Here is a 21,064-nt window from a genome sequence, read left to right as displayed (position 1 = left end):
GGGTTCTCCACCGCGGCGCCGCCCGGGGTTGTCGGGCAACGGGCCGCGTGGCGTGGGCACCGCCGGCTGTGAGAGGGACGGGAATGGAACCGACCGAGAGCGCCGCCCCGGACGCACGGCTGCGCCGACGCCGGGTCGCCGGCGTCTGGTGGGGAAGCCGGTGGACCGAGCGCTCCGGGCGACATCCGGGCGCGGAGGCCTACCAGCCGCACACCGCGCCCCTCACCGCGCCGCATCCCGTCCTGGACACCCGCGTCTCCTCCGCCCCGCATCCGGGACTGCCCGACACCGAAGCCGACCGGCCCCTGTCCTGGCCCGCGCTGCCCGCGACCGTCATCTCCGCGGCCGCCTTCGCCCTCGGCGCCGGCTTCTACGGCGCGTTCACCGGCCACCACGCGCTCTTCCCGTCCGACACGACCGGCTGGGCCCTGGCCGTCCTGGCCGGCGTCGTCGTCGGCCACCTGGTCCTGCTCGGCCGCGCCCGCTGGTGGGGCGGCACCGGCTCCGGCGCCGCCCTCACCCTCGCCGTCCTGCTGCTGTACGGCTGGGTGCCGGCCGGACTGGTCAGCCTCACCGTCGTCGTCCTGGTCGGCATAGCCCGGCGCCACCGCTGGCGGCAGGGCGTCCTGCACGGCGCGGTGGACATCCTCGGCATCGGCGCGGGCGCGCTGCTGCTCGCCGCCTGCGGACGGATACCGTCCGTGGAGCATCCCTGGACCCCCGACTCGTGGACGGTCTACACCGGCCCCCAGGTGGTCCTGGTGGCCGTCGCCTACCTCGCGGTCACCCGTGTCCTGCTCTGGTATCTGCACGCCCCGCGCGTCGGCGGACTGCCCACCGTCGCCCGTACCGCCCTGGTCCGACAGGGCCTGGTCGCGGTCGCCCTGCTGGGTATAGCACCGCTGATCTGCGTGGTGGCCGTCGCCAAGCCGATCCTGCTGCCGCTCTTCGCCATCCCGCTCATCGCCCTCGACTCCACCCTGTGGATGGCCCGCGCCCGTGCCGAGGAGCAACTGCGCGACCCGCTCACCGGGCTGCCCAACCGCCAGTGGCTCCTGGAGCGCATCTGGACCGCCCTGGACGACGCCGAGCGCATAGGCGCCCGGGCCGCACTGATGCTGATCGACCTCGACCGCTTCCGCTCGGTCAACGACACCCTCGGTCATCTCGCCGGTGACCGGCTGCTCCTCCAGATAGCCGAGCGGCTACGGCTCGCCCTTCCGCGCGGGGCGGAGGTCGCGCGGCTCGGCGGGGACGAGTTCGCCGTCTTACTGCCCGTCGCCGACTCCACGACCTCGGCGTCGAGGATCGCCCGCGCACTGGTCGCCGGCCTCAGCTCACCGCTCGATCTCGACGGGCTCACCCTCGTCCTGGAGGCCAGCGCCGGCGTCGCCGTCTTCCCCGACCACGCCCTCGACGCGGAGGGCATGCTCCGCCGGGCCGACGTGGCGATGTACCAGGCCAAGCGGGACCGTACGGGCGTCGAGGTGTACGAGTCCAAGCGCGACTCCAACACCCCCGACCGGCTCGGACTGCTGGGCGACCTGCGCCGGGCGCTGGACGCGCACGAGGTGCAGCTGCACTACCAGCCGAAGGTCCGCTTCGACGGGCAGGTGGCGGGGCTGGAGGCGCTGGTCCGCTGGGTGCACCCGGAGCGCGGGAAGGTACCGCCGGACGAGTTCATAGCGATCGCCGAGTCCTCCGGGCTGATGCCCCATCTGACGGAGTACGTGCTGGACACGGCGCTCGGCCAGGTCGCGCGGTGGCGGGCCCAGGGGCTGTACGTGCCGGTCGCGGTCAACGTCTCCCCCCGCGACGTCCACACACCGGGTTTCGCCGGCTCCGTCGCGGCCCGGCTGGCCCGGCACGGAGTGCCCGCGGGAGCGCTCCAACTGGAGATAACCGAACACGTCCTCCTGGAGGACCCGCAGCGCGCCGCCGACACCCTCAACGCGCTGACCGGGCACGGCGTGAAGATGTCGCTGGACGACTTCGGAACGGGCTACTCCTCCCTCGTGCACCTGCGCCGGCTGCCGGTGAGCGAGCTGAAGATCGACCGCTCCTTCGTGGCCCGGCTGGCCGTCGACACCGAGGACGCGGAGATCGTGCGCTGCACGGTCGACCTCGCGCACTCGCTGGGGCTGCTGGTCGTCGCCGAGGGAGTCGAGGACGACGAGACCTGGGAGCGCCTGCGCGACCTGGGCTGCGACGCCGTCCAGGGCTGGCTGGTGGCCGCGGCGATGCCCCCGGAGGAGACGACGGCCTGGCTGCGGGCCCGCGGTTCACGCGGCTGGCAACGCCCCGCGGCGGCCCTGCCGGCAGCGGCGTCCGACGAGTAGCCGGCCCCTCCGCCCGCACGTTCACCCGTTCGCCCGTTCCCGTGCGCCGAGGCTCGGCAGGGGCGCCGGAGCCGAGGTCTGCCGGTGAGAACCCGGGAAGCGAGCCGCACCGTTTCACGGGTATGCCGCCCCGCACCCTAGGATTGGGCCAAACCACACACTCACTCACTCCACCCCAGAGGAACGCCGCATGCCTGGCATCACGCGCGAGGAGGTCGCCCACCTCGCCCGGCTGGCGCGTCTGGAGCTGAAGCCCGAAGAGCTCGAACACTTCGCGGGACAGCTGGACGACATCATCGGCGCGGTCGCCCGCGTCAGCGAGGTCGCCGACCAAGACGTACCGCCGACCTCGCACCCGCTCCCGCTGACGAACGTCATGCGGGCGGACGAGGTCCGTCCGTCGCTCACCCCCGAGCAGGCGCTCTCCGGCGCCCCGGCCCAGGAGCAGCAGCGTTTCAAGGTGCCGCAGATCCTGGGGGAGGACTAACCGCCATGACGGACAACGTCAACATCATCAAGCTCACGGCCGCCGAGACCGCCGCGAAGATCGCCTCGGGCGAGCTCACGGCCGTCCAGGTCGCCGAGGCGCACCTGGCGCGCATCGAGGCCGTCGACGAGAAGGTCCACGCCTTCCTGCACGTCGACCGCGAAGGCGCCCTGGCGCAGGCACGCGCCGTCGACGAGAAGCGGGCCAGGGGCGAGAAGCTCGGCCCCCTGGCCGGCGTCCCGCTCGCGCTCAAGGACATCTTCACCACCGAGGGCATCCCGACCACCGTCGGTTCGAAGATCCTCGAGGGCTGGATCCCGCCGTACGACGCGACGCTCACCAAGCGGCTGAAGGCCGCCGACGTCGTCATCCTCGGCAAGACCAACATGGACGAGTTCGCCATGGGGTCGAGCACCGAGAACAGCGCCTACGGCCCGACCGGCAACCCCTGGGACCTCACCAAGATCCCCGGCGGTTCCGGCGGCGGTTCCTCCGCCGCGCTGGCCTCCTTCCAGGCGCCCCTCGCCATCGGCACCGACACCGGCGGCTCCATCCGCCAGCCGGCCTCCGTCACCGGCACGGTCGGCGTGAAGCCGACCTACGGCGCGGTCTCGCGGTACGGCATGGTGGCCTTCTCGTCCTCCCTCGACCAGGGCGGCCCCTGCGCCCGTACGGTCCTGGACGCGGCGCTCCTGCACGAGGTCATCGCCGGGCACGACCCGCTGGACTCCACGTCCATCGACGCGCCCGTCCCGCCGGTCGTCGAGGCCGCCCGCAACGGCAGCGTCGAGGGCATGCGCGTCGGCGTCGTGAAGCAGTTCCGCGGCGAGGGCTACCAGGCCGGCGTCATCCAGCGGTTCGACGAGTCCGTCGCGCTGCTGAAGGAACTGGGCGCCGAGATCGTCGAGCTGGACTGCCCGTCCTTCGACCTCGCCCTGTCGGCGTACTACCTGATCGCGCCCTCCGAGTGCTCGTCCAACCTCGCCCGCTTCGACGGCCTGCGCTACGGCCTGCGCACCGGCGACGACGGCGCCCACTCGGCGGAGGAGGTCACCTCCCTCACCCGTGAGGCGGGCTTCGGCCCCGAGGTCAAGCGCCGCATCATGCTCGGCACCTACGCGCTGAGCTCCGGCTACTACGACGCCTACTACGGCTCGGCGCAGAAGGTCCGCACGCTCATCACGCGGGACTTCGAGAAGGCCTTCGAGCAGGTCGACGTGATCGTGTCGCCCACGACGCCGACCACCGCCTTCGCGATCGGCGAGCGGGCCGACGACCCGATGGCGATGTACCTGGCTGACCTGTGCACCATCCCGACCAACCTCGCGGGCAACGCGGCCATGTCGCTGCCCTGCGGTCTCGCCCCGGAGGACAACCTTCCGGTCGGCCTGCAGATCATCGCCCCGGCGCTGAAGGACGACCGGCTGTACAAGGTCGGCGCCGCCGTCGAGGCCGCCTTCGTGGAAAGGTGGGGTCACCCGCTTCTCGAGGAGGCTCCGTCGCTGTGAGCGCACTGAACAAGGCCAAGGGCTTCAAGAAGTCCAAGTCCGGTACGTACCTGTCCATCGCCGGGACCGCGTTCGGCGCGTTCGGCGTCGCCAAGCGGCTCAAGAAGGCCCGCGCCGAGAAGGACACGCTGGTCCTGATCGACGCCACCGTGTCCGCCGTCGCCATCGTCACCGGCCTCGCCATCCTGTATCGCGAGCTGAAGCGGCTGGGCGACGACGACGTCCTGCTGGGCTGAGAGGGAAGTTTCACCGTGACCACCACGACCGACCTGGTGTCGTACGAGGACGCGCTGGCGTCGTACGACCCCGTCATGGGCCTCGAGGTCCACGTCGAACTCGGCACCAAGACGAAGATGTTCTGCGGGTGTTCGACCGAGCTGGGCGCCGAGCCCAACTCGCAGACCTGCCCGACCTGCCTCGGCATGCCCGGCGCGCTTCCGGTCGTCAACGCGATCGGCATCGAGTCCGCGATCAAGATCGGTCTCGCGCTGAACTGCGAGATCGCCGAGTGGTGCCGCTTCGCCCGGAAGAACTACTTCTATCCGGACATGCCGAAGAACTTCCAGACCTCCCAGTACGACGAGCCGATCGCCTTCGACGGCTACCTCGACGTACAGCTGGAGGACGGGGAGACCTTCCGCGTGCAGATCGAGCGCGCCCACATGGAGGAGGACACCGGCAAGTCGCTGCACGTCGGCGGCGCCACCGGCCGTATCCACGGCGCGTCCCACTCCCTGCTGGACTACAACCGCGCCGGCATCCCGCTCATCGAGATCGTCACCAAGCCGATCGAGGGAGCCGGCGAGCGCGCCCCCGAGGTCGCGCGGGCGTACGTCCGTGAGCTGCGCGAGCTCATCAAGGCGCTCGGTGTCTCCGAGGCCCGGATGGAGCAGGGCCAGATGCGCTGCGACGTGAACCTGTCGCTGCGCCCGCACGGCCGGGAGAAGTTCGGCACCCGGTCCGAGACGAAGAACGTGAACTCGCTGCGGTCCGTGGAGCGTGCGGCCCGTTTCGAGATCCAGCGGCACGCCGCCGTGCTGAACGACGGCGGCACGATCATCCAGGAGACCCGCCACTTCCACGAGGACACCGGGTCGACGACCTCGGGCCGCGTGAAGGAGGAGGCGGAGGACTACCGGTACTTCCCGGAGCCCGACCTGGTGCCGGTCGCCCCGTCCCGCGAATGGGTCGAGGAGCTCCGGGGCGGACTGCCCGAGCTGCCGCTGGCCCGCCGCAACCGGCTGCTCGCCGAGTGGGGCATCTCCGCCAACGACATGCAGTCGATCACCAACGCCGGTGCGCTGGAACTCATCATCGCCTCCATCGACGCCGGCGCCGACGCGGCCTCCGCCCGTAAGTGGTGGATGGGCGAACTGGCCCGCAGCGCCAACGAGTCGGGCGTCCCGCTCGACGAGCTGGCCATCACGCCGGAGCAGGTCGCCCGGGTCACCGAGCTGGTGAACTCCGGTGACCTGAACGACAAGCTGGCCCGTCAGGTCATCGAGGGCGTCCTCGCGGGCGAGGGCACCCCGGACGAGGTCGTCGACAAGCGCGGTCTGAAGGTCGTCTCCGACGAGGGCGCGCTCACCACCGCGGTCGAGGAGGCCATCGCCGGCAACCCGGGCATCGCCGACAAGATCCGCGGCGGCAAGGTGGCCGCGGCCGGCGCGCTGGTCGGCGCCGTGATGAAGGCCACGCGCGGGCAGGCCGACGCGGCCCGCGTCAAGGAGCTGATCCTGGAGAAGCTGGGCGTCAGCGAGGGCTGAGCTCGCCGTTCTCCTCGCGCCCAGGGGGGACGCGCCGCACCGGCGCGTCCCCCCTGGGCGTCTCTCCGCTCAGCTCGACGCGCTACGCTCGCCCGCCATGAGGGCACGAACCGACTCCGACACGCACGACGACATACAGGACGGCCCGCAGGCGGGCACGACCGGAACGACCGAAGCCGCCGACCCGGCCGACCCGGCTGACTCGGCCGACCCGGCCGACGACACGGACGACGAGACGGACGAGGACACGGACGAGGAAGACGGCGCCGAGGACGCCCGGCGGGCCCGCTGGACGGCCACCGGCACCGGAGCGCTGCTCACCCTCGCCGGACTCGCGGCGTCCCTCATGCGCCTCACCGGCTCCGCCCCCGCCCTCGTCCCGGCGGCCTACGCCCTCGGCGCCGCCGTCTGCGCCCTCGCCGCCCTCCTGGGCTCCCGCGGCCGTACCCGGCGCGCACTGTGGCTGCTCATCGCCGGGGTGATGGTCATGGCGATCGGCGACCAGGCGGACTGACACGTGCCCGACGAGGCCTGACACCGCGGCCGTTATGGTCCTGTGATCTGCCTCCCACTCCTGTGAAAAGCCCCACGAACGCGGCAAACGATCAAATTCGCCTGTAAGAGTGGCCTCGCATCGCTCATACGTTCTTTGCGGGCTGTTCAGTTCAGGCACGACTGTTCCCGGTCAAAGATCCACAATTCGTCCTCCGGGAGCACGTCAAGTGGCAGCCCTCGCACGCTGGTGTGTTCACAACCGCCTCATCGCGGTACTGATCTGGCTGCTCGCCCTCGGCGGCACCGCCTCCGCCGCGCTCGCCGTCGGCTCCGCGTACTCCAACGACTACGAGGTCCCCGGCACCGAGTCCGGCCGCGCCACCCGGTTGCTCACGGAGGGCTTCCCGGACCTCGGCGGTGACAGCGACACCGTCGTCTGGCACACCGCCTCGGGCTCCGTCCGCGCCGCCGCCGTCGAACAGACCATGAACCGCGCGCTGGAGAAGATCGCCGAGCTGCCCGGCGTGGCCTCCGTCGCCGGCCCCGACGACGACCAGGGCCGGACGCGGATCAGCGAGGACGGGCACACGGCGTACGCCACCATCACCTTCGAGGACCGCGCCGAGGACATCGACGAGGGCGAGGCGCGGGCCGTCGTCGACGCCGCGAAAGCCGTCGAGACCGACGGCCTCCAGGTCGAGCTGGGCGGCACCGCGATCGGGCTCACCGAGTCCTCCGGCGGTCATCTCGCCGAGGTGGTCGGCGTGGTCGTGGCCGCGGTCGTGCTGTTCCTCGCGTTCGGCTCGCTCGCCGCCTCGGCCCTGCCCATCGCCACTGCCCTGGTCGGTGTCGGCACCGCGTACGCGGGCATCGTGCTCCTCGGACACCTCATGACCGTCGCCGACTTCGCGCCCATGCTCGGCCTGCTCATCGGGCTCGGCGTCGGCATCGACTACGCGCTGTTCATCGTGACCAGACACCGGCGCGGACTGAAGCGCGGGCTCACCGTCGCCGAGGCCGCCGCGAACGCCGTCGCCACCACCGGACGGGCGGTCGTCTTCGCGGGCGCCACGGTGTGCATAGCCCTGCTCGGCATGCTGATCCTGCGGCTCGGCTTCCTCAACGGCGTGGCGATCGCCGCCTCGCTGACCGTGGTCCTCACGGTCGCCGCCTCCGTGACACTGCTGCCGGCCCTGCTGTCCTTCATCGGCATGCGCGCCCTCAGCCGCCGCGAACGCCGCCGGCTCGCCGAACACGGACCCCAGCCGGAGCTGCCGACCGGCCTCGCCGCCCGCTGGTCGGCGTTCGTGGAGCACCACCCCAAGCTGCTCGGCGCGCTCGCCCTGGTCGTCATCGCCGTTCTCGCCCTGCCCACCTTCTCCCTCCGCCTGGGCACCTCCGACCAGGGCAACGCCCCGACGTCCGCCACCACGCGACAGGCCTACGACCTCCTCGCCGAGGGTTTCGGGGCCGGCGTGAACGGTCCGCTGACCCTGGTGACGCGCGTCGGGGGCGGCGAGGACCGGCTCGCCCTCGACAACCTCGACGCCGCCCTGCGCGCCACCGAGGGCGTGGCCTCGGTGGCACCGGTGACCTTCGACTCCGGCGGCCGCACCGCGTACCTCACGGTCGTACCGGAGTCCGCCCCGCAGTCGCAGCGGACCAGCGACCTCGTCGACCGGCTGCGCACCGAGGTGCTGCCCCGCGCCGAGGCCGGCACCTCCCTCGATGTGCACGTCGGCGGAGTGACGGCCGGCTACGACGACTTCGCGGACGTCATCGTCGACAAGCTCCCGCTGTTCGTCGGCGTCGTCATCGGCCTGGGCTGTCTGCTGCTCCTCCTCGCGTTCCGGTCCGTCGGGATACCTCTCAAGGCCGCCGTGATGAACGTCGCCGCCGTCGCCGCCGCCTTCGGGATCGTGGTGGCCGTGTTCCAGTGGGGGTGGGGGAGCGAGCTGCTGGGGCTCGGACGCGCGGGGCCCATCGAGCCCTTCCTCCCCGTGATCATGGTGTCGGTGCTCTTCGGGCTCTCCATGGACTACCAGGTCTTCCTGGTCAGCCGGATGTACGAGGAGTGGCTGGAGACCGGCGACAACCGGCGAGCCGTCCGGGTCGGTCTCGCCGAGACGAGCCGGGTCATCAACTCCGCCGCGGTCATCATGATCTCGGTCTTCCTCGCCTTCGTCCTCAGCGGCGACCGGGTGATCGCCATGTTCGGGATCGCCCTCGCGGCCGCCGTCGCCCTCGACGCCTTCGTCCTGCGGACCCTGCTGGTGCCCGCCCTGATGCATCTGCTCGGCAGCGCCAACTGGTGGCTGCCCCGCCGGCTCGACCGGCACCTGCCGCGGATCAGCATCGAGCCGCCCGAGTGCCGTGCCGCCCATGAGAGGCTCACCGAGGTGGTGGAGGCACTGGAAAAGGAGCGGCGGCCCGATGTACGCGATATCGCTGGGTGACGACGGAGCCGAGCTGCGCCCGCTGGAGCCCTGGCACGCCCAGGAGTTCCTGGCCCATCTGGAGCGGGGCAGGGAGTTCATCAACCAGTACGTCCCCTTCGGCTCGAAGGCCACCGACGTGGCCACCGCGCGGGAGGCGCTGCAGCGGTACGCCGACATGCGCGCCGCCGACACCGGCTCGCTGCACGGCCTGTGGCTGGACGGCACGCTCGTGGGGGGTGTGCTCTTCCTGAACTTCGAGGCCGACAACGCCAACTGCGAGGTCGGCTGCTGGCTGGAACCCGCCGGTACCGGGCGCGGTCTGGTCACCCGGGCCATGCGGGTGCTGATCGACTTCGCCGTGGAACAGCGCGGGATCCAGCGGGTCGAGTGGATCGCCTCCGCGGGGAACACCCCCAGCCTGGACGTCGCCCGGCGGCTGGGAATGACCCGCGACGGAGTCCGCCGGCAGTCGTACCCCTATCGTGGGGTGCGGCACGACCTCGAGGTGTGGTCCGTGCTCGCCCAGGAGTGGCGCGACGCACGCGCGCGCGGCGCTCACAACGATCATTAAGGGACCTCTCAGAGAGCGTCCGTACGGTGCGAGGTATGGGAACCAAGACTGTTGACGAGGCCGGCGCGGAATCCGGCACCGAGGCGAAGCGCGACGAGGAGAAGGTGGACGTCACGAAGACCGAGGCGCCGGAAGAAGTGACCGGAACGGACGCGGAAGCCGTCGAGGACACGACCGCCGACGACATCGAGGACGGTGACGAGGTCCTCGCCGAGGAGGGCGCCGGTCAGGCGGAGGGTTCCACGGGCGTCGGACAGGGCGCCGGCGCCGTCGTCTCCGTCGCACTGGGCCTCGTGTCGCTCACCGGCGGCTGGATCGGCACCGTCGCCGCCGCTCGCGAGACGCTGGTCGGCCAGCTCCAGACCTCGTCGAACGCCGGTGTCGCCACCCAGATCAAGGAGGTCTACGGCGACGCCTGGCAGACCACCGCGCTCTGGGCCGGCCTGTTCGCGCTGGCCGCGCTGGTCATCGGCGTGGTCGTCCTGGCCCGGCCCGCCTTCGGCGGCGCCCAAGGCAGGACGCAGGCACCCTGGATCAAGTCCGTCTCCTGGGCCGGCGTCGCGCTCGGCGTCATCGGCCTGCTTCTCGCCGTGCTCAAGTACACCGACGCTCTGCTCGGACTGCCGTCCGCGAGCTGAGTACCCGCAGTTCACGAGGGGTCTTAGGCGACCGTGAGCCACTTACGGCCGTCCCTAAGGCCCCTCAGGCGCGTCTAAGGCGCCGTCCGCCGCCGAAGATGCGGAACTCTCCCGATGTGGCGGACCCCCCTGGGAGACGAAGGTTGAGGCATCGCAACAAGCGAAGCCGGATCGACCGACCTCTCAGGGGACACACCATGTACGAGTACGAGCTCCAGCAGGCCCGTTCTGCCGAACTGCGCCGCCGGGCCGAGGGCGAGCGACAGGCCCGCGAGGCCGTCCGCGGCCGCCGTGCCGCCCGCCGTGAGGCCGCCGAACGCGCCGCCGCCGAGCGGTCGGACGGCGGCCCGGGCAGCGAGTCGCATACCCACTTCCTCCGTCGGCTCCGGTTCGCCCGGCCGGCGTGACCGCGGGGGCGGGGGAGGGCGGCCGCACGGGGGTCGGCCGCCCTCCCGCAGGGGCCCCGGCGATATCCGCTGGGCCGTCGTCGCGCCGGCGTGCGATGCTCGCACCCGTGGAGACCAGGTCCGTCAGCCCCGTGTTCGTCGGTCGCGCCGACGAGTTGGGCACCCTGAACGACGCGCTCTCCCGCGCCGCCGCGGGAGAGCCGCAGGCGCTCCTCATCGGCGGTGAGGCCGGGGTCGGCAAGACCAGGCTCGTCGAGGAGTTCGCCGCGGCGGCCGGCCGCCGGGGCGCCGTCGTCGCACTCGGCGGCTGCGTCGAGATCGGCGCCGACGGACTGCCGTTCGCCCCGTTCTCCACCGCCCTGCGTGCCTTGCGCCGAGCCCTGCCGGACGAACTGGCCGCCGCCGCGGCCGGCCAGGAGGAGGAACTCGCCCGGCTGCTGCCCGAACTGCGGGAGACGGCCCCCGGCCGGCGCCACGACGAGGAGGGCATGGCCCGCCTCTTCGAACTCACCGCCCGTCTCCTGGAGCGCGTCGCCGCCGAGCGCACCGTGGTGGTCGCCCTGGAGGACCTGCACTGGTCCGACGCCTCCACCCGACACCTTCTGTCCTACCTGCTGCGCACCCTGCGGACCGGGCGGCTCGTCGTCCTCGTCACCTACCGCGCCGACGACATCCACCGCCGTCATCCGCTGCGCCCCCTGCTCGCCGAACTCGACCGGCTGCGCACCGTACGGCGCCTCGAACTCGCCCGCTTCACCCGCGACGAGGTCTGCCGCCAGATCGCCGGCATCCTCGCCGCCGAGCCCGACCCCGCTCAGGTCGACGACATCTTCGAACGCTCCGACGGCAACGCCTTCTTCGTCGAGGAACTCGCCGTGGCGGCACACGAGGGCTGCTGCACCGGCCTCACCGACACCCTGCGCGACCTGCTGCTCGTCCGGGTCGAGGCGCTGCCCGAGAGTGCCCAGAACGTCGCCCGGATCGTCGCCGAGGGCGGCTCCACCGTCGAGTACCGGCTGCTCGACGCCGTCGCCCGGCTGGCCGAGGACGACCTCATCGAGGCACTGCGCGCCGCCGTCGGCGCCAACATCCTGCTCGCCACCCCCGACGGCGACGGCTACCGTTTCCGCCACTCCCTGGTCCGGGAGGCCGTGAGCGACGACCTGCTGCCCGGCGAACGCTCCCGCCTCAACCGCCGCTACGCCGAGGCTCTCCAGGGCGACCCGACCCTCGTCCCCGCCGACGAACGCGTCATGCGGCTGGCCAGCTACTGGTACCACGCCCACGACCCGGCGAAAGCCCTTCCCGCCGTCCTGGACGCCTCCGTCGAGGCTCGTTCCCGGCGCGCCCACAGCGAGCAGCTTCGCCTTCTGGAAAGGGCGATGGAGCTGTGGGAGACCGTGCCCGAGGACATCAGGGCCGCACTGCGTCCCGTCGACTACACGCAGGCGTATCCCCCTCCCGCACTGCCCGAACCGTCTGGGGGGACCCCCAGCGGCCGCGATCCGGCCACCACCCCGCTGCGCTACCTCGATCTGATGGCCGAGGCCGCCGTGGCCGGCCGCTACTGCGGGGAACGCGAACGCGCCCTGAAGATCACCAAGCGAGCACTGCGCCTGCTGAAGGAGGAGGACGACCCCCTGCGCGCCGCCTGGTTCTGGGTGCAGCGCTCCCGGCTGGTGCACTCCCTGGGCCGGGGCGGCGGCCGCGAGGAACTGGCCACCGCGCAGGACCTCTTGCGCGGGCTGCCGCCCAACGAGGTGCACGCCGAGGTGCTCACCCACATCGCCTGCTGGTCCTTGGTGCACGTCCCGGGACCCGACGCCTATGGGGCCGCCGAGCGGGCCGTGGAGTACGCCCGCATGGTCGGCGCCCGCGAGACCGAGCTGGATGCCCGCCAGGTCCTCGGCGTCCTCATGGTCGAGGCCGGCCACATCGAGGCAGGACTCGCGGAGCTGCACGAGGTCAGGGAACGGGCGCTCGCCGAGGACACCCCTTCCGTCGCGCTGAACGCCTACGTCAACCTTCCCTCCGAACTGGAGGCGGTCGGCCGCTCCCGGGAGGCCGTCCCGATCCTGGAGGAGGGTCTCGCCTTCGCCAAGCGGCACGGCCCGCCCGACGCCGAGGCCTGGGTGTGGGGCAACCTCGCCGAGTCGCTCCTCTCCCTGGGCCGCTGGGAGGAGGCCGACCGGGCCTGCGCCGCCGCCGGGGTTCCCCCCACGCCGTTCAGGCAGTGGGGGAGGGCGGGGCAGGGCGTGGCGGTCCGGGGCTTTCACGCCACCCTCCGCGCCGAACTCGCCCTCGCGCGCGGCGACCTCACCGAGGCCGGCCGCCAACTGGACGTCGCGGAGGGCTTTTTCGGGTCCCACGAACACGCCCCTCAGAACTACCTCCCGCTGACCCGCCTCGCCATCGGACTCGCAGCGGCCCAGGGCCGGCCTCTGGACGCCCGCGCCCACTTCGCACGCACCCTCGACCGAGACTTCCAGCCCGGCACCCAGCGGTACGCCTGGCCCCTGCTGCTCGCCGCAGCCTCCGCCGAGGGCGACGCCCGTGCGCTGCCGGCCGCGGACCCGGGCCGCGCCGAGCTCCTCGACCGCATCCGGGCCGCCGCCAGGAGGCTCGCCACGATCGCCCCCGTCTGGCAGGCCCACGAACGCTGGGTGCGCGCCGAACTCCTGCGTGCCGAGGGCCGGACCGACCCGGACGACTGGTCCGAGGTGGTCGCCGCCTTCGAGTGCCTGGAACGCCCCTACGACCTCGCCCGCACCCGCCACCGCCTGGCCGAGGCTCTCCTCTCCCTCGGCGGCGACGACGAGCGCGAGCGGGCCGCCGAGCTGCTCCGCCTCGTCGACGCGGTCGCCGCCCACCTCGGCGCCCGCCCCCTCGCCGAAGCCGTCACTCTCCTCGGCCGGCGCGCCCGCCTGACCCTGAGCCTCGCCGCGGGCCCGCCGGACGGCTTCGCCGACCCGCTCGCGGCGCTGGGCCTGACCGGCCGGGAACGCGACGTCCTGCGGCTGGTCTCGGCCGGCCGCACCAACCGCCAGATCGCCGAGGTGCTCTTCATCTCCCCGAAGACGGCGAGCGTCCACGTTTCGAACATCCTGTCGAAGCTGGACGTCTCGGGCCGCGGCGAGGCGGCGGCCGTGGCCCACCGGCTGGGGCTGTTCCCCCCGGCGGACGAAGAACGGCTGATCGCGCGACAATGAGTTCAGGCCACAAGGGAGAACGCATGTTCAACGCCTTCGAGGACCTCTTCGCGCCGGGCCGCAAGCACACCCGGGACGAGCAGAACCGGCTGGAACTGACCCGCGAGGACGTCGGCGACGGTGATCCCGGGCGTGGGCCGATAGACCTCGCCTCCGGGAAGGTCGTGGTGCGGCCGTCCGGGCCCGAGGAGGCGGAGGCGGAGACGCAGGACGGGTGACCCCGCTCAGCTCACCTCCAGCTCCAGGATCCGGTCGTCCCCCGTCTTCGGGTCGCCCCGGCCGTCCGTGTTGCTGGTCGTGACCCACAGCTTGTCGCCGCCCGCCGACACCACCGTGCGCAGCCGGCCGTACTCGCCCTTGAGGAAGGCCTGCGGATCCGCCGAGACCGCCGTGCCCTTCAGCGGCACGCGCCACAGACGCTGCCCCTTGAGCCCCGCCATCCAGATCGAGCCCTCGGCGTAGGCGATGCCGCTGGGAGAGGCGTCGTCGGTGTGCCACTGGGCTGTCGGGTTCCGGAACTTCGTGTCCTCGGACGTGCCCTCGGCCTTCGGCCAGCCGTAGTCGGCGCCCGGCTCGATCGCGTTCAGCTCGTCCCAGGTGTCCTGGCCGAACTCCGCGGCGAACAGCCGCTGCTTGGAGTCCCAGGCCAGCCCCTGCACATTGCGGTGACCGTACGAGTACACCGCGGAGTCCGCGAACGGGTTGCCGGCGGCCGGTTCGCCCTCCGGGGTCAGCCTGAGGATCTTGCCGCCCAAGGACTTCTTGTCCTGGGCGAGGCCCCGGTCGCCGCTCTCGCCCGTGCCGACGTAGAGCAGTCGGTCGGGGCCGAAGGCGATCCGGCCACCGTTGTGGATCATGCCTTTCGGGATGCCCTTGAAGACCGTGTCGGGCGCCCCCAGCTGGTCGCCGACGGGCCGCGCGGGGTCGTAGATCATCCGGACCACGCGGTTGTCCGAGGCCGAGGTGAAGTACGCGTAGACCATGCGGTCCGAGGCGTAGTCGGGGGAGAGGGCGAGGCCCAGCAGGCCGCCCTCGCCGGCCGCCGACACCCCCGGCACCTCGCCCAGCTCGGTCTTCTTCCCCGTCTCCGTGTCCACCCGGGTGATCGTCCCCTGGTCGCGTGAGGCGACCAGGAGGCCGCCCTCGGGGAGCGGGACGAGACCCCAGGGAGAGTTCAGGCCTTCGGCGACCGTGCGCACCACCTTGACCGTGCCCTTCGCGGGCGGGGTCTCCTCGGCGGCCGGGGAGGTCTGCGCCGCCGTACGGCTCGGGGACGCGCTGACGGAGGCGGCCGACGACCCCCCGCCCTCGGACGAGCAGCCGGCCGTCACCAGCAGAGCACTCGCGGCCAACACGGCTGAAACAGCTCGACGTTGCACGATCAGGGTCCCTTCGACACGGCGGTTCCCGCGGCGGGCTTCACCTGTTCCTACGCCGCTCGGGCCTCACAGGTTCCCGATCCGGGCCGTCGCGATCCGAAAGCGGCACTACTCCCACGATCCCCGGGCCCCCGGCAGCTCCGCCACCTCCGCCAGATCCTGCGGTGTCAGGCGCAGGCCGGACGCCGCCGCGTTCTCCACCACCCAGCGCTGCTGCTTGGCGCCCGGGACCGGGACCACGTGCCGACCCTGTGCCAGCACCCAGGCCAGAGCCACCTGCGCGGCGGTCACGGTCTCGCCGTGCCGGGCGGCGATCCGGCGCAGACCGACGACGATCGGCTGGTTCGCGGCCATCATCTCGGCGGTGAAACGGGGGTGCCGGGCACGCATGTCGTCCGGCTCGAAGCCCTGGCCGGGGGTCAGCGTGCCGGTCAGGAAGCCGTTGCCGAGCGGCATCGCCGCCAGGAAGCCGACGCCGCGCGCCTCGCACCACGGCAGCAGGGCGTCCAGCGCCTCGGGCGACCAGACCGACAGCTCCGCCTCCACCGCGCTCACCGGGAAGACCTGCTGGACCCGCCGCAACTGCCGAATCGTTCCGTCGTACAGCCCGCCGGACCTGCGACCACCCCGGGCCCCCACGGCGCACAGCCCCAGCGCCCGCACCTTGCCCGCCCGGACGAGCTCGGCCATCGCGCCCCAGGTCTCCTCGACCGGGACCTCGGGATCGGCCCGGTGCAGCTGGTAGAGATCGATGACGTCCGTCTGGAGACGACGGAGGGAAGCGTCGCAGGCCCGCTTCACATATCCGGGCCGGCCGTTGGCCACGATGTGCTGCTCACCGACGAGCAGACCGACCTTCGTCGACACGAACGCGTCCCCGCGCCGCTCCTTCAACGCCCGCCCCACCAACAGCTCGTTGGTGAACGGGCCGTACATGTCGGCGGTGTCCAGCAGGGACGAACCCGCGTCCAGCGCCCGGTGCACCGCCCTGAGCGACTCGTCGCCCCGCTGCCGTGACCCGCTGTACGCCCAGCTCATCGGCATGCACCCGAGACCGACGGCCCCCACCTCGAGCGCCCCCGCGCCGATCGTCCTGCGCTCCACCTGCTCGTTACCCTCCCTCTCCCGGTCCCCCAACCTAACCTCTGCACGCGCGCGTGCCTGACATAGCCTCCTGGCCATGAGTGCTGACGCCTGGCTTCCCATCCCGCCGGAAGAGATCGAGGGCCTCCCGCAGGGGCCGAACTACCGCTTCTGGAACGGTGAGGAGGACTATCCGGCGGACCCGGCCGACTGCGCCTTCTACGTCGTCCCCTACATGAAGCCCGCCGCCCTCGGGCAGCGGCCGCTGCCCGCGATGAGCTCACTGGAAGTCGTCCAGACCCTGTCGGCCGGCATCGACCACGTGGAGCCGGCCCTCCCGTTCCTGCGCCCAGGAGTGCGGCTGTGCAACGCGCGGGGAGTGCACGAGGCGAGCACGGCCGAGCTCACGCTCACCCTGATCCTCGCGTCGCTGCGCGGCATCCCCGACTTCGTACGGGCCCAGGACCGGGGGGAGTGGCTCGGTGGGTTCCGGCCGGCGCTCGCCGACAAGAACGTGCTCATCGTCGGCTACGGCTCCATCGGTTCCGCCATCGAGGACCGGCTCGCGCCCTTCGAGGTGGCGCGGGTGGCGCGCGTCGCGCGCTCCTGGCGCACGACGGCGCGCGGCCCCGTGCATCCGATCGCCGAACTTCCCGCTCTGCTGCCCGACTCCGACGTGGTGATCCTCTGCACGCCCCTGAACGAGAGCACGACCGGCCTGGTCGACGCCGGTTTCCTGGCCCGGATGAAGGACGGCGCCCTGCTCGTGAACGTGGCGCGCGGCGCGGTCGTCGACACCGAGGCACTGCTCGCCGAAGCGGAGAGCGGCCGCCTCACCGCGGCACTGGACGTCACGGATCCCGAACCCCTGCCCCCGGGCCACCCGTTGTGGAGCGCGCGAGGCGTCCTGGTCAGTCCGCACGTCGGAGGGCCGACCTCCGCCTTCCTGCCACGCGCCAAGCGGCTGCTGGTGGACCAGTTGAGGCGCTACGTGAACCGGGAGCCGCTGCGCAACGTGATCCTTACGACGGGCACGGCGAACCGAACGTGACGGCCCCGGCACTCCTGTAGTCCGGTTCGAGCACCCTCCGCAGTCTCCCGGACGCGGTCCGTACCTCATCCGGGCGCATATGCCGATGATCGTCACGCAGCGTAGAGGAACTATGTCCCTGAGTGACGAGACTGGTGTATCGTCCCGACAGGGGTTGCGCCGCGCACGTTCGGCGTCAGGGATGGACATTTCAGACTTGTGAGGGGGGCGACGGGCGATGCACGGCCTATGGACGAACGATCCGACGCGGCGGAGCCGCCGACGGCGACCCTGGCGCCCGGCCGCGCGCCGACACGGTCACGGCGCTCACGACGGCCGTCACCGTCACCGGTGCGGCAGCCATGGGAAGCACGCGCCACCGGCGGCCCGGGACCCGAGGGATCCGGGAGTGACGCGGACCGGGAGGATCCGGTGAGTTCGCCGCCGACCTCCACGACCCTCCTCGACGGAGCGCTACGGACACAGCCTTCGACGGGGACGCCGCGCATCGCGCCGCCGGCCGCCGGCCGCCTCGGATCGAACCTGGTCCACCAACTGCTGCTCTCCTTCCTGTGCGCGGGATACGCCGTCGGTTCCGCGCTCGGCTGGGGATCGGACCAACTAGCGCTGATCATGGGCGACTTCGGGCTGACCGCGGCGGCGGGCGCCGCCGCCGTGTCCTGCTTCCTCTACGCGCGCACCCGCCGCGTCCGCTTTCGGCCCGCCTGGCTGCTGTTCTCGCTCTCCTCGACGATGGCGGCCCTCGGCAACCTGGTCTGGGGGTGGTACGAGGTGGTCCTGGGGCGGCCCGTGCCCAGCCCCAGCTTCGCCGACCTGTTCTTCCTGTGCTTCGCGCCCCCCGCCATCGTGGGGCTGCTCGTGCTCGCCGCCCGGCCCATGACGAAGGCGGGCTGGGTGTGCCTGGCCCTGGACGCCTGGCTGATCGCCGGCTCGCTGCTCACCCTCTCCTGGAGCCTCGCGCTCGCCCAGGCGGCGAAGTTCGACGGGCCCAGCGTGGCCCACGCCGCGCTGTCGCTGGCGTACCCGCTGCTCGACATCGCCCTGGTGAGCATGGTGCTGGTGCTGCACTTCCGGCGCACGTCGGTGAACCGCACGGCGGTCAACACAGCCGTCGGCGCACTCGCGCTGACCGTGATGTGCGACGCCCTGTTCACCTCGCCGCTGCTGCACAACAACTACCGCTCGGGCCAGCTCCTCGACGCGGGCTGGTTCGCGGGCTCGCTGCTCCTGGCGTACGCGCCCTGGGCCGCCTCCCGCCGACAGCGGTCCGCCGCGGATGAGGGGCACACGCGTGTGGTGCACGAACACGTACCCGGCCAGCGCTTCGGAGGGCGTCCCCAGGGGCCGTCGCACCCGGCGGCCGCCACGTCGGCGCCGGCGCCCGGGCAGCGGCCCGACCGGCCGTCCGACCGGACGGCTCCTCAGGGAGGCGACCACGGCAGGTATCCGGTCACCCGGCCCATCACCGGGTCCCTGGCCGCCCTCACGCCCTATCTGGCCGCCGCCGTCTGCACCCTGGGGATCCTCTACAACGTCCTCAACGGCCGCAGCGTCGACCGCGTGGTGCTGCTGACGGGCGGCACGGTCGTGCTCGCCCTCGTGGTGCGCCAGGGGATCATGCTGCTCGACAACATCACCCTCACCCAGGAACTGGCGCAGAAGGAGAACCACTTCCGCTCCCTGGTGCAGGGCTCCAGCGACGTCATCATGATCGCCGCGCCGAGCGGCGTCCTGCGCTATGTCTCCCCGGCCGCCGCCGGGGTCTACGGACGGTCCGCCGAGGACCTCGTGGGTTCCGAGCTGGCGGACCTCATCCACCCCGAGGACCTGGGCTGCGTGGTGCACGAGGTGCGCCGTTTCCTCGCCGCCAACCCCCAGGAGGAACCCACCACGCGCATCGAGTGCCGCTTCCGCTCCGGCGACGGGGGCACCTCCCGCTCGAGCGAAGCCGAGAGCGGGGGAGGCTGGCTCAACGTCGAGTCCACCGTCAACCGCCATCACGGCGGCCTGATCTTCAACAGCCGGGACGTGACCGAGCGGGTGCGGCTGCAGGCGCAGCTCCAGCACAACGCCGAGCACGACCCGCTCACCGACCTGCCCAACCGCGCGCTGTTCACCCGCCGCGTCCAGCAGGCCCTCTCCGGCCGCCGCAGCTCCGACCGGGGCCCCGCCCTGCGCAACACCGCGGTGCTCTTCATCGACCTCGACGGCTTCAAGGCCGTCAACGACACGATCGGCCACGCGGCCGGGGACGAACTGCTGGTCCAGGCCGCCCGCAGGCTCCAGGACGCGGTCCGCAAGGGCGACACCGCCTCCCGGCTGGGCGGCGACGAGTTCGCGGCCCTGATCGCCGGTGACGGCACCCGCGACCGCGCCGCCCGGGAACGCCACATAGTGGAACTCGCCGACCGTCTCAGGCTCACGCTGTCACAGCCGTATCTCATCGACGGCAACGAGGTCCGGGTCGCCGCGTCCATCGGCGTCGCCTTCGCGGAACCCGGTCTGGGCGCCGGCGAGTTGCTCCGCAACGCCGACCTCGCCATGTACCGCGCCAAGGCGGGCGGCAAGGGCCGGGTCGAGCTGTACAAGCCGCAGATGCAGCAGGACGTCGTACGCAAGGCGGAGCTGGCCACGCGGCTGCGGGCAGCGCTGCACGACGGCGAGTTCGCGCTGCTGCACCAGCCCGTGGTGCGCCTGGAGGACGGCCGGATCTCGTCGGTCGCCGCGCAGGCCCGCTGGCGCTCCTCCCAAGGGGTGCTCTTCACGCCCGCCGAGTTCCTGCGCGTCGCGGAGGACAGCGACAAGACGGCCGAGCTGGGGCGCTGGATGCTGGAGGAGGCCGTCGAGCAGGCCGCCGACCGGGCCGCGAGCGGGCTCACCCTGCCGGTGGTCGTGCGGGTCGGCGCGCGGCGGCTGCTCGACCGGTCGATGCCGCTGGGCTCCGTGGAGGCGCTGCTGACGCGGCACGGGCTGCCGTCGGGGTCCCTGGTGGTCGAGCTGTCCGACACCGACCCGAGGGTGCCGCTGGACGAGCTGGAGCGCCGCCTGGGGGCTCTGCGCCGCCTCGGCGTACGGATCGCCCTCGACGGCTTCGGCAGCGGCTACGCGGCTCTCACGGCGCTGCGGCGGCTCCCGGTCGACGTGCTCCGGCTCGACCGCTCGCTGGTCGAGGGGGTCGTCGAGTCCGCGCGGCTGCACAAGATCACCAGTGGGCTGCTGCGGATCGCCACCGATCTCGGGCTCCAGTCCGTCGCCGAAGGCGTGGATCTGCCCGAGCAGGTCGTCGCCCTGCGCGCGATGGGCTGCACGCACGGCCAGGGCATGGCGTTCTCCGGGCCGCTCGACGAGTACCGGCTGCGCCGGGCCCTGGCGACGGGTCGCTACCCGGTGCCGCACGGGCCGGCCGAGCCCGCGTTCGCGGGCGGTGGCGCGGGGGTGTACACCAGTGGTGTCCACGCCGGTGGCGTCGCCGGCGGTGTCACCGCCGTCCTGGGGAGCGGAAGTGCCCTTCGCTCACATAATGAGACTCCCGTCCCACCCACTTGACAGTCGGTGCGCGCCGGAGGGAGGGTCTATGCCATGCGCACCCGAATTCTCGTACTTGGAAAGCGCGTCGGCTGAAGCTGGTGACGCTCCGGAAGACCCGGAACTCCCAGCGACCACACCCGGCGCGCTCCCCTCGCTTGCCTTTTG

The 21,064-nt window shown here is 72.3% G+C and carries 16 protein-coding genes; 14 read left to right on the top strand and 2 right to left on the bottom strand.

All coding sequences use genetic code 11. From position 1 onward, the window contains the following. The first annotated feature begins 83 nt into the window (after window positions 1-83). The 12 genes from ACIPFH_RS07640 to ACIPFH_RS07585 all read left to right on the top strand — a co-directional run bounded on the left by ACIPFH_RS07640 (window position 84) and on the right by ACIPFH_RS07585 (window position 14,076). Window positions 84-2,339: a putative bifunctional diguanylate cyclase/phosphodiesterase gene (locus ACIPFH_RS07640; RefSeq protein ID WP_401824164.1), complete on the top strand. Its 2,256-nt coding sequence runs from the start codon at window positions 84-86 to the stop codon at window positions 2,337-2,339. Window positions 2,340-2,529: 190 nt separating this feature from the next. Then, entirely contained in the window at window positions 2,530-2,826 is a 297-nt protein-coding gene (gene gatC / locus ACIPFH_RS07635; RefSeq protein ID WP_007384860.1) for an Asp-tRNA(Asn)/Glu-tRNA(Gln) amidotransferase subunit GatC, read from the top strand. A gap of 5 nt (window positions 2,827-2,831) precedes the next feature. After that, window positions 2,832-4,334, top strand: a complete 1,503-nt coding sequence (gene gatA / locus ACIPFH_RS07630; RefSeq protein WP_401824163.1) for an Asp-tRNA(Asn)/Glu-tRNA(Gln) amidotransferase subunit GatA — start codon at window positions 2,832-2,834, stop codon at window positions 4,332-4,334. Then, window positions 4,331-4,570 carry a hypothetical protein gene (locus ACIPFH_RS07625; RefSeq protein ID WP_020131415.1) on the top strand — a complete coding sequence of 80 codons (240 nt, stop codon included), beginning with the start codon at window positions 4,331-4,333 and terminating at the stop codon, window positions 4,568-4,570. Before gatA ends, ACIPFH_RS07625 begins: the two co-directional genes overlap by 4 nt. Window positions 4,571-4,585: 15 nt before the next feature. Continuing rightward, entirely contained in the window at window positions 4,586-6,100 is a 1,515-nt protein-coding gene (gene gatB / locus ACIPFH_RS07620; protein ID WP_401824160.1) for an Asp-tRNA(Asn)/Glu-tRNA(Gln) amidotransferase subunit GatB, read from the top strand. A gap of 97 nt (window positions 6,101-6,197) precedes the next feature. Further along, entirely contained in the window at window positions 6,198-6,614 is a 417-nt protein-coding gene (locus ACIPFH_RS07615; RefSeq protein ID WP_401824158.1) for a hypothetical protein, read from the top strand. 208 nt (window positions 6,615-6,822) lie between these two features. Continuing rightward, complete coding sequence (locus tag ACIPFH_RS07610; protein WP_401824156.1) at window positions 6,823-9,051, top strand: MMPL family transporter; 2,229 nt, start codon at window positions 6,823-6,825, stop codon at window positions 9,049-9,051. Beyond that, a complete protein-coding gene (locus tag ACIPFH_RS07605) occupies window positions 9,029-9,604 on the top strand; it encodes a GNAT family N-acetyltransferase (protein ID WP_401824155.1) in 576 nt (191 codons plus the stop codon). Before ACIPFH_RS07610 ends, ACIPFH_RS07605 begins: the two co-directional genes overlap by 23 nt. Window positions 9,605-9,639: 35 nt before the next feature. Beyond that, a complete protein-coding gene (locus tag ACIPFH_RS07600; protein ID WP_401824153.1) occupies window positions 9,640-10,242 on the top strand; it encodes a hypothetical protein in 603 nt (200 codons plus the stop codon). Window positions 10,243-10,439: 197 nt separating this feature from the next. Continuing rightward, window positions 10,440-10,649, top strand: coding sequence for a hypothetical protein (locus tag ACIPFH_RS07595; RefSeq protein ID WP_401824151.1), 210 nt, complete (start codon window positions 10,440-10,442; stop codon window positions 10,647-10,649). 95 nt (window positions 10,650-10,744) lie between these two features. Beyond that, entirely contained in the window at window positions 10,745-13,858 is a 3,114-nt protein-coding gene (locus ACIPFH_RS07590; RefSeq protein WP_401824150.1) for an AAA family ATPase, read from the top strand. Window positions 13,859-13,881: 23 nt separating this feature from the next. Beyond that, on the top strand, window positions 13,882-14,076 hold the full coding sequence (locus tag ACIPFH_RS07585; protein WP_401824149.1) for a DUF6191 domain-containing protein: 195 nt from the start codon (window positions 13,882-13,884) through the stop codon (window positions 14,074-14,076). Window positions 14,077-14,082: 6 nt separating this feature from the next. Here the strand turns inward: ACIPFH_RS07585 and ACIPFH_RS07580 are convergent, their stop codons facing one another. Beyond that, the gene (locus ACIPFH_RS07580) at window positions 14,083-15,243 is read right to left on the bottom strand and encodes a PQQ-dependent sugar dehydrogenase (RefSeq protein ID WP_401825092.1); all 1,161 of its coding nucleotides are present in this window, start codon (window positions 15,241-15,243) and stop codon (window positions 14,083-14,085) included. Window positions 15,244-15,345: 102 nt separating this feature from the next. Beyond that, a complete protein-coding gene (locus ACIPFH_RS07575; protein WP_401824147.1) occupies window positions 15,346-16,341 on the bottom strand; it encodes an aldo/keto reductase in 996 nt (331 codons plus the stop codon). Window positions 16,342-16,417: 76 nt separating this feature from the next. On the opposite strand from ACIPFH_RS07575, the gene ACIPFH_RS07570 reads away from it, so the two are divergent. Together ACIPFH_RS07570 and ACIPFH_RS07565 are read left to right on the top strand one after the other, a co-directional pair. Further along, a complete protein-coding gene (locus ACIPFH_RS07570) occupies window positions 16,418-17,371 on the top strand; it encodes a 2-hydroxyacid dehydrogenase (protein WP_401824145.1) in 954 nt (317 codons plus the stop codon). Between the two features lie 411 nt (window positions 17,372-17,782). After that, window positions 17,783-20,917 (top strand): putative bifunctional diguanylate cyclase/phosphodiesterase, encoded by a 3,135-nt coding sequence (locus ACIPFH_RS07565; protein ID WP_401824143.1) that lies wholly within the window; start codon window positions 17,783-17,785, stop codon window positions 20,915-20,917. The last annotated feature ends 147 nt before the right edge of the window (window positions 20,918-21,064 follow it).

This window comes from Streptomyces sp. NPDC088157 (genome assembly GCF_044741545.1).
GTDB lineage: Bacteria > Actinomycetota > Actinomycetes > Streptomycetales > Streptomycetaceae > Streptomyces.
The sequence above is the reverse complement of the archived record's forward strand: the minus strand, read 5'-3'. Positions and strand labels throughout refer to the sequence as shown.